This window comes from Defluviimonas salinarum (assembly GCF_026013545.1).
GTDB classification, from domain to species: domain Bacteria; phylum Pseudomonadota; class Alphaproteobacteria; order Rhodobacterales; family Rhodobacteraceae; genus Albidovulum; species Albidovulum salinarum.
In genome coordinates, this window is the sequence record NZ_JAPDOG010000010.1 from 150672 (window position 1) to 159954 (window position 9283).

Below are 9283 nucleotides of genomic sequence, written 5' to 3' on the forward strand. Positions count from 1 at the left end.
GCGCGAAGCCCATCGGCCATGTGCTGCCTCTGCTGCAGGTTGGCCTGGACTGCCCCTTCGAGTGGTCCAGTTTGATTGTTAGTGCATCATTGGGTGCTGGCAGACGAATGCGAACCAGTCTCCACAAGGACAGGATAGCTTTCCCTTATGGCACTTCAGCAGTCGGAATGCTTTGGTCCGGTCGCCGCCGTCGCCCGCGTTCGAGACTTTGACGAGGCCATGTCCCGCGCGAATGCTTCCCCCTTCGGACTGGGCGCATCAGTCTTCACCACCAGTCTTGACGAGGCGATGGAAGCAGCCGAACGGCTGGAGGTCGGAATGGTCTGGGTCAACAATCCGCTCATCGACAACGACGCACTGCCCTTCGGCGGCTGGAAGGCTTCGAGCCTCGGGCGCGAACTCGGGCGGCAGGGTCTCGACGCATTCCGGCGCACAAAGATGGTGATCATCGACCACAAGCCCGAAATCCAGAACTGGTGGTACTCATACTCCGACGACTGGTTTCTGGATGGCGGCGGCCGCTCGTTAGGTTGACGCCCGGCCGGCGACTGCTTGTGCGTCGTGCCTGATGTTGTCAGGCGGATTTGAACCCGTACTTGCAAGGATCGTGACGCTGTCCCTTATGCCGTGCAGAGACCACGCCACTCAACGATATCGGCGGCACGGTTCTTTTTGAAATTGGCTCGTGGTTGGAGGCTGCCCTCGATGCGCCGCTTACGGATCTCGGCGGCGATCATCGGCCCAAACAGGATCCACCAGAACCGGACGGTATCGTGGCTGATCTCGATGCCGCGATCGTGACGCAGGCCTCCGACGTTCCGAAGGGAGAGCGGAGGCGCATGTACATCACGACTGCCAGGCATGTAATCGAGGGGCTTGTCTTGAAGTGGCGAAAGGGGCTTGGTCTCAACATGTCAATCCGCCAGACAGGCCAACTGCCCGCCTAAAGTGCGGTTTCCTCTGACCTGACAGACCGCCGGATCAGCCTTTCGCGTACCAACCGTTGTCGACATAGATCGCGGCGCCGTTGATGAAGCTGGCCTCGTCCGAGGCCAAAAACACGACGGCGGCGGCGACCTCCTCGGGTTCGCATATTCTACCTTGGGTCGCCGCAAGGTCGCCCTCTTCCCATTTTTGGCCCGCAGCATCGAGTTCGGCGATTTCGCGTAGCCCGTGCGCGGTCTTTACGAACCCCGGGCAGACGGCATTGCAGCGAATGCCCTGCTCTCGGTACTCGACCGAGATCGCCCGAGCGAGCTGCAGAACCGCGCCCTTCGTCATGCAGTACAGCGACTCGAGCGCATAGCCGAGTTCCGACGCGATCGATGCCGTGATCACCACGGACCCGCCACCATTGGCCACCATCTCGGGCAGCGCCCGCCTGCACACCAGAAAGGCCGACCGAACGTTGATGTTCATCAGCCGGTCGTAGTCCTCTTCCGTCGACTCATGGAGCGCCTTCACGATGATCGTGCCAGCATGGTTGAACAGCACGTCATATGAGCCCATTTCGCGCGCGACAGCATCGAACGCGCCGTCAACTTCGGCGGCTTTCGACACGTCAGCGTGGAAGAAGTTCCCCCGCCCGCCCGCCTCCCGGATCATGTCTACGGTCTCTCGACCGGCCTCGTCCTGGATGTCGATGATCGCCACGCGGGCGCCTTCTCGCGCAAAGACCAGAGCCGTGGCACGGCCCATGCCAGCGGCGCCTCCGGTGATCACGGCGGTCTTTCCGGCAAGCCGTCCACTGGCGCTCTGGGTCATATCGCACTCCTGTCAAAAGGTTGCGACGCGGTCGTCAGATGCATTCTCCTCCGTCCATGACCAGCGCGTGACCGGTCATGTAGTTCGACATGTCAGAAGCGAGGAAGACGATTGCGTTCGCGATTTCGTCCGCGTACCCCCACCGCCCCATTGGAATTGCGTTTGAGACGTAACTTTCGAGGGCTTTGCGTCCGCCCATCTGCAATTCGAAACCGGCGTTGAAAGGCGTATCCACAAATCCCGGGCACAGAGCGTTGAAGCGGATGTTATACCGTGCGTAGTCTGCCGCCATCTGGCGGGTCATCGCGACGGCGGCGTGCTTGGTCGTGGCGTAGGCGATCATCTCCCGGTCGTACTGAACACCGGAATTCGAGGCGGTGATGATCACCGTGCCGCCCCCCTGTTTTTTCATCTGACCCACGACGCATCGAGCCGCGACAAAATGCGATCGGACATTCAGCGCCCATGACGCATCCAGATCCTCAACGGCGACCTCCTCTAAACACCCCTGAACCTGAAGTCCGGCGTGGGAATGAAGGATGTCGAGGCGTCCGTGTTCGGCGACCGCGGCGCCAATAGCGGCTCGGATCGCGTGATCGTCGGTCACGTCAAGCTCATGTGCCGTGGCCACCCCGCCGCGAGCCACAATCTCGTCGGCCGTCCCCGCAGCCAAGTCGGCGTCGCGATCCGTCACCACGACAAGCGCGCCGCAACGTGCAAGCGCTAGCGCGCCCTCCCGGCCTATTCCTGACCCGGCGGCGGTTAGAAACGCGACCCGTCCCGAGAGAAGATCCTGGCTGAAATACATCGCCACCGATGTCTCGTTCATGTGCGACTCTTTCCGTTTCTCAAGAGCAATTGCGCCGTGATGAGCAACACCAGCGATACCGCAAGGACCATGGTCCCGATCGCGTTGATCTCTGGCGTGACGCCGCGACGAATCGACGAGAAGACGTAGATCGGCAGCGTCGTCTCTGAACCGGCTACGAAGAAGGCGATGATGAAATCATCGAAGCTGAAGGTGAAACTCAGCAGGAACCCAGCCAGGATCGCCGGCAGGATTAGCGGCAGCGTCACCTGACGGAAGGTGCCCAATGGCGTGGCGTATAGGTCCGAGGAGGCCTCTGTCAGGGCCCGGTCCATCCCGGCAAGCCGCGCACGAATGATTATGATGACGAGCGACATGGTGAAGAGCGTATGAGCCGCAATGAGCGACCCGTAGCCCATCGAGAACTTCGGTGGGGCGTCGGTTGGCCACAGGCTCGCGACAAGCGGATTGAGCTGGTCGAAAAGCGTGACTAGCCCGATCAGCGTGGCGATGCCGATAACGATGCCCGGGATCATCACCGCGACATAGATCAGGAGGTCGAAGACCACTCGGATAGGTCCCCTGATGCCCTGTAGGGCGACTGCCGCCATGGTACCAAAGACACTGGCGCAGATGGCAGAGACGAAGGCAACGATCAGGCTCGTCTCCAGCGCGTCCATTACGAACGGATTTGACAGCGCCTTTCCGTACCACTGGGTGGAGAGGCCCTGCAGTTGGCTCGCATGACGACCGGCGTTGAAGCTGAAGAGCGCGATGATCCCGATCGGGATGTAGAGAAAGAGATAGACGAAGATTGCGTAGATGCGCATGGAGCCTCACATCAGCGATACGTCTTCGCGCTGCGCGCCAAGACGCCGGATGAGCCGCATATAGGCGGTCACCGTGACCAGCATGATGGCGACTAGCGTCGCGGCAACCGCCGAGCCGAAGGCCCAGTTGCGGGATTGCAGAAAGAGGTCGACGAGCGCGTTTCCGACGAAGAAGACCTTGCCGCCGCCAAGGAGCGCCGGGATCAGGAACTCGCCCATCAGGAGGATGAAGACCAGAAGGCAACCTGTGGCAACGCCGGGCAGCGACATCGGCAACGTCACCTGCAGGAAGGTCCGCCATGGAGGGGCGCCGAGGTCGGACGACGCCTCCAGAAGCCGTTTGTCCAGCCGGTCGAGATTCACGAAGATCGGAAAGACCATCAGTGGCAGATAGCCGTAGGCGATACCCACAAGAACTGAGAATGGTGTGTTTATGAGCCGCACGCCCCCGATCCCGATCCAGTCGAGAAGGGCCGGAATGCCACGCCCGCCAAGGATAAAGATCCAAGCGTAGCTGCGGATCAGGATCGAGGTCCAGAACGGCACGATGACGAGGACCAGAAGCAGCGTCTTCCACTTCGGATCAGCTCGCACCGCGAGAAAATAGGCCAGTGGATAGGCGATCAGAAGCGCGGCGAGCGTGCCCACCGGCGCCAGGATCAGGGTATTCTTGAATGCCGTCCAGCGCGCCGGGAGGTTCGCGTATTGGTCCAGCGTGAAGGCGGGGACATAACCGCCTGCCGCGCCCCGTTCTCCGAAGCTGAAGATCAGAACGACGGTGAGGGGCACGACGAGCATGACCAGGAACCAAGCCCCGGCCGGGGCAAGCAGAACCAGATTTCGGCCACGCTGCGTCATGCCGCTCCCGCTCCCGTTCGTCAGGCGGACTTGAAGCGCGCGAGAAGTTCGGCCCGGTTCGGATCGGTCAGCGTCGCCGCCGCGCCGAATTCCAGCGCGTCGAGCAGTTCCTGCGCCGGATAGAGGATCGGGTCGTTGAGCAGTTCCTCGGGCAGCAAAGCATTGGTGTTCGCATCCGCCGATGGATAGCCATGCGCGAGAACCTCCTTCGCGTTGACCTCAGGAGCGAGCAGGAAGTTGATCAAGGCATAGGCCGCATCGCGGTGAGGCGCGCCCTTCGGCACGGCGTAGTAGTCCGACCAGATCTCGCCACCCTCCTTGCCGAGCACATACGCGATCTCGGGCATGTCGGTGTTGAGCTGCTTGCCGTCGCCGGTCCAGCACATCGTCAACCAGGCATCGCCGTTGAGCATCGGCGGCTGGTAATCGGACGAGATCGCGAAGAGATGCGGCTTGGCGTCGAGAAGCAGTTTCTCCGCCTCGGCCAGTTCGTTCGGGTCGACGGAGTTGAACGAGTAGCCAAAGTATTTCAGCGCGTTGCCGATGGTGGTGAGCTGATAATCATGCACCATGGTGCGACCGGAGTACGCATCCATCGTGATGTCCCAGAAATCCTTCCAGGTCGTCATCTCGCGGCCGTCGAGATGGTTCGTATTCACCGCGTAACCGGTCGTGCCCCAGTTCTTTGGAACCGCATAGAGCGTACCGTCGACAGAACCGGCATCAGAGAAGCGCGGATCGTAGGCGGCGGGGTCGTAGTTCGGCATCAGCGACGAATCAAGCGCCTCGATCAGGTCCTCGCCGACATAGGTCGTGATCGTGTAGTTCGTCGGCACGAAGACGTCCCATCCGGATCCCCCGGCCTGCAGCTTGGCCAACATCTCCTCGTTCGAGCCGAAGACGTTGACCTGGACATGTGCGCCGGTCGCCTCGGTGAAGGCGTCGAAATTCGCCGGGTCATGGTAATTGGGCCAGGTCGCGAGCACGACGCGATCGCCGATATCGCCTTGGGCGAATGCCCGGCGTGGGCGCAGCGCAGGCATCGCACCGGCCAATACCGCGGTCGCCGTACCGAGCCCGGTCACCCCCAGGAAGTGCCGACGCGTCACCGAGCCCCGCTTGTAGCGATAGAGCTCTTCCATGAACTTGCGCTTCGAAATGGTGTCGTTGTTCTTGGTCATTGCTTTCCCCGTCGGTTGGCTGATCGGTGCCTAGTCTCTGTCGAGGACGAGCGCGCTGTCGGCATCCCAGGATGCGTAGAGCACGTCGCCGGCATTGAACGGTCCGTCGCTCAATTCCGCTTGCCTTGGCGTCAGCACCATGAACTCGCCAAGGCTTTGGTTTTCAACAAGATACTCCGTGTGTTCCCCCAGAAAGATGCGGTTCAAGACTGTCACTTCAAGGTTGCCGTCCTTCGCTGATGCCGCCCTCTCCAGCCGGATCTGTTCGGGCCGGACGCTGAGTGAGGCATCCCGTCCCGGCACGATCTCCGATACGGCCTGTCCCGCAAGGCGCATACCATTGGGCAAAGTCACCTCGGCCCGGGTTCCGTTCACGTTCGTGGCCTTGCCGTCGAAGAAATTCGACGTACCGACGAAACCCGCGACATAGCGGTTGCGGGGCCGGTCGTAGAGCTCCCGCGGGGTTCCCGTCTGAACGATGCGCCCATCACGCATGATGCAGATCCGGTCGCTCATTGACAGTGCCTCTTCCTGGTCGTGGGTGACAAGGACGAAGGTGATGCCGAGGCGCCTTTGGATGTTCTGCAGTTCGATCTGCATCTCCTTGCGGAGCTTGCGGTCGAGCGCCGCCATCGGCTCATCGAGAAGGAGCAGCTTCGGCTCGTTGACGATCGCCCGCGCCAGCGCGACACGCTGCTGCTGGCCGCCCGACATCTCCCAGACCCTGCGGTTTTCAAAGCCCTCGAGGCGGACGATCTCGAGAGCCTCGCGGACTTTCCGTTCGATTTCTGCGGCTGGCAGCTTGGGACGCTGCTGCTTCAGCCCGTAGCCGATGTTTCGTTCGACCGTCAGGTGCGGGAAAAGGGCATAATGCTGAAAGACCATGTTGACGGGTCGCCGGTGCGGTTCGAGGTCGTTCACCACTTTCCCGTCCAGAAGAACCTCGCCCGAAGTTGGTGTTTCGAAGCCAGCGAGCATCCGCAGGGCAGTGGTCTTGCCACACCCTGACGGGCCCAGGAACGAAAGGAACTCGCCTTCACCGATCGCCAGGTTCAGGTCGTCTGCCGCTAGAACCTCGCCGAAGCGTTTCGACACGCCCCTAAGCTCCGCGACGATCTTTGCCTGGGATTTGCTGGCTCCCGGCTTGTATCCCCCATCGTCCATGAATTGACTACTTTTCCTCGTTGGGTACATACCCCTTTAACTGCGAAAATAGTAGGAAAGTACCAAATTACTGTATATATCACGAATTAGGTATCTCAATTTGAGTAGAATGGACACCAGACTTGAAGGAATGGCTTGAACCGACCGGGAAACTGATCGCCGCAATCGGGCAGGCAGAGTTCCCGCGCCTCCTTTCCGAAGCTCTCCGCGGAATCGCGCCTTTCGACTATACGGTGGTCTTCGGCTATCTCGGCGCGGCGCGGCCAATGGACCTTTTCGACGACTTCCCGCAGGGCAAGCGAAGGATCTTCGTTGAGGACTATCAGGAGGGTCCGTATCTGCTCGACCCTTTCTATCTGGCCTGCACGCAACCGGTGGAGACCGGACTCTACCGCATGCGTGATCTTGCCCCGGATCGTTTCTACCAAGGCGAGTATTTCCGCAGTTACTACGTTCAGACCGGCCTCGCTGAAGAGGTTGGCTATTTCATCGACGTTGCGGGCGGAGCGATGGTCGTCGTCTCGCTCATGCGCGCCAGGAAGGCGTTTTCCGCGAAAGAGATCCGCGACTTCCGCCAGTATTGGCCCGTCGTGAGCGCGGCCAGCCGTCGCCACTGGAGCAATCTTCCCTCGCGTATCGACAGCACGGCGGGAGCAACGCCGGACCACCCGATGCACACAAGTGTCGAGCAGGCATTCGCCAATCTTGGCGAAGGCACACTCACTCCGCGCGAACGCGAGGTGGTTGAGTACACACTCAAGGGCCATTCGGCCGACGCGGTCGGTCGCATCCTCGGGATATCTTCCGGCACGGTACGTATCCACAGGCGCAATATATACGCAAAATTGCGCATCCGTTCCCAAGGGGAACTGTTCTCGCGGTTCATCGAGACATTGGTCGGTGATCCGGAGTAACGGCATCCGGCGAATGTCCGAAGTCAGTTACGGATGCTGGCAGCCCAGATCGAACCAGGCTCCACTTGGCTGTAATACGGCCCGTTTTGTGACCCAGAGGCCGCGCCACTTGGCGAGAGCGGCGGCGCGGTTCTTCTCGAGCATGGCTCGGGAAAAGATGTTGCGATTGGGGGTGAAGTGGTCGGGAACGGCGCTTTGATCTGATGGTAGACGTGGTCTGCGAACTGCAGCCCGGAGCATCAGCAAGAAAGCACGAGCTATGAAGCACAATGCTGATCTGGACGTTTCGGTGAAGGAAACGTCGGTGTGTATCGTCGATGAATTGGGTGAGGATTGCCGCGAGACCAAGGTTCCGAGGCAGCCGTAGGATCTCACCGATGCCCAGCGAGCAGAATGGGTTAACTTCGTACGGATCGGGTTGGAAGCCGGTCCCTTGTCGCATTGGCTCTACGGCGGATTGGCTGCGATGGGCCTTCCGGTGATCTGCGTCGAAACCCGTCACACGAAGGCCTTTCCGCAGGATCAGATCAACAAGACCGATCGCAACGATGCCCGGGGCAATGCCCAGATAATGCGAGTGAACCTGTTCCTCAAAAAATACATGAAGAACTGGAGAAGCCAGCAACGGCGGGCCCTGCTGACAGCCCGGAAGCTGCTTCAGGGAAAGGCGATCGTCATCGAGAATGACATCCGCAGCCTTTTGCGCACCTTCGGGCTCAAGGCTGGTGTGATCGGCGAGGCCCGGTTCGAACGGTGGATCCGCGATCTCGTCGAGGATCGCGGTCATCATGAGCCCTTTGCTCGCCGCGCGGGCGACGCTGCGCGAGGAATCGCCCGACCACACGCGTACATTCTGGATCACGCGCGTGACGATGCCGTCTGCCATCGTCTGATGTCGATCCCCGGCGCCGGTCCGGTCACTGCGCTTGCCTTCACAAGCAGCATCAATGTTCCGGCCGTTTTCGCCGATCGCGTTGCGTCGGTTCTTCTTGAAATTTGCCCTCGAGTAGAAGCTACGCTCCGAGTTGAAATGGTTGAAGACTGAGGCGTGGACGGCAGCGAACATCTGCAGACATCGCATGCGCCGGAAGCGCTGCATCGCCCTTTCTCGTCGTCGGGATGGCAGGTGCGAATTCTCCGCCCGGTTGTTGAGTCAGCGGCCCGTTTCCTGCCGGTCCGCCGCGCCGACCTCCCGTAGCGCGGCACCGTAGGACCGGAGCTTGTCCGTTACCAAGATGTGCGGCCGACCGTAGCGCTTCATTGTTTTCTTGAGGAATTTCAATGCAACTTTCTTGTCCCGCGTTTTCGTCACGAAGCTTTCGAGGACCACGCCTTCCTGGTCGATGGCCCGCCACAAGTAGTGTCGCTCACCGTTGATCTTCACGAACATCTCGTCTGATCCTCCCCCAGTGAAGTGGTCCGCCGTTATGTTTAGGAGAACGGAGGATCGAAATGGCTACGAAGCGGCACAAACCTGAAGAGATTGTCATGAAGTTGCGGCAGGTTGAGGTGCTTGTCGGGCAAGGCATTGCACGGGTCGATGCGATCCGCGAGGTGCGCATTACCGAGCAGACCTACTATCGCTGGCGCAAGCAGTATGGCGGGATGGGAACCGCCCAACTGAGGGAGCTCAAGCGGCTACAGAAGTAGAACGAGCGGCTAAGAAAGGCCGTGTCGGAGCTGACGCTGGACAAGCTGATCCTGACCGAGGCGGCACGGGGAAACTTCTGAGCCCCGCCCGTCGTCGTGCCTGCATCGACCTGG

At 60.6% G+C, this 9283-nt stretch carries 9 protein-coding genes and 3 pseudogenes; 4 read left to right on the forward strand and 8 right to left on the reverse strand.

Annotated elements, in window-relative coordinates; all coding sequences use genetic code 11:
• Positions 1-147 precede the first annotated feature (147 nt).
• Positions 148-534 (forward strand): aldehyde dehydrogenase family protein, encoded by a 387-nt coding sequence (locus tag OM960_RS12835; RefSeq protein WP_264772198.1) that lies wholly within the window; start codon positions 148-150, stop codon positions 532-534.
• Between the two features lie 167 nt (positions 535-701).
• Here the strand turns inward: OM960_RS12835 and OM960_RS25645 are convergent.
• From OM960_RS25645 to OM960_RS12870, 7 genes and pseudogenes are all read right to left on the reverse strand, one after another.
• A pseudogene (locus tag OM960_RS25645) lies at positions 702-913 on the reverse strand (IS6 family transposase); the annotation flags it as partial.
• Positions 914-981: 68 nt separating this feature from the next.
• On the reverse strand, positions 982-1764 hold the full coding sequence (locus tag OM960_RS12845; RefSeq protein ID WP_264772199.1) for an SDR family NAD(P)-dependent oxidoreductase: 783 nt from the start codon (positions 1762-1764) through the stop codon (positions 982-984).
• Between the two features lie 34 nt (positions 1765-1798).
• Positions 1799-2593: an SDR family NAD(P)-dependent oxidoreductase gene (locus tag OM960_RS12850; RefSeq protein ID WP_263340766.1), complete on the reverse strand. Its 795-nt coding sequence runs from the start codon at positions 2591-2593 to the stop codon at positions 1799-1801.
• On the reverse strand, positions 2590-3402 hold the full coding sequence (locus OM960_RS12855; protein WP_263340767.1) for an ABC transporter permease: 813 nt from the start codon (positions 3400-3402) through the stop codon (positions 2590-2592). Before OM960_RS12855 ends, OM960_RS12850 begins: the two co-directional genes overlap by 4 nt.
• 6 nt (positions 3403-3408) lie before the next feature.
• A complete protein-coding gene (locus OM960_RS12860; protein WP_264772200.1) occupies positions 3409-4260 on the reverse strand; it encodes an ABC transporter permease in 852 nt (283 codons plus the stop codon).
• Between the two features lie 20 nt (positions 4261-4280).
• The gene (locus OM960_RS12865) at positions 4281-5441 is read right to left on the reverse strand and encodes an ABC transporter substrate-binding protein (RefSeq protein WP_263340771.1); all 1161 of its coding nucleotides are present in this window, start codon (positions 5439-5441) and stop codon (positions 4281-4283) included.
• Positions 5442-5471: 30 nt separating this feature from the next.
• On the reverse strand, positions 5472-6605 hold the full coding sequence (locus OM960_RS12870; protein ID WP_263340773.1) for an ABC transporter ATP-binding protein: 1134 nt from the start codon (positions 6603-6605) through the stop codon (positions 5472-5474).
• Positions 6606-6727: 122 nt separating this feature from the next.
• Here OM960_RS12870 and OM960_RS12875 point away from each other — a divergent pair, with 122 nt between their 5' ends.
• Entirely contained in the window at positions 6728-7519 is a 792-nt protein-coding gene (locus OM960_RS12875; RefSeq protein WP_263340775.1) for a helix-turn-helix transcriptional regulator, read from the forward strand.
• Between the two features lie 433 nt (positions 7520-7952).
• Complete coding sequence (locus OM960_RS12880; protein ID WP_264772207.1) at positions 7953-8564, forward strand: hypothetical protein; 612 nt, start codon at positions 7953-7955, stop codon at positions 8562-8564.
• Here OM960_RS12880 and OM960_RS12885 read toward each other — a convergent pair.
• A pseudogene (locus OM960_RS12885) lies at positions 8481-8915 on the reverse strand (IS6 family transposase); the annotation flags it as partial. The gene OM960_RS12880 and the pseudogene OM960_RS12885 sit on opposite strands and share 84 nt — an antisense overlap.
• Positions 8916-8971: 56 nt before the next feature.
• Between OM960_RS12885 and OM960_RS12890 the strand changes: the two are divergent.
• Positions 8972-9283 (forward strand): annotated as a pseudogene (locus OM960_RS12890) (transposase); the annotation flags it as partial.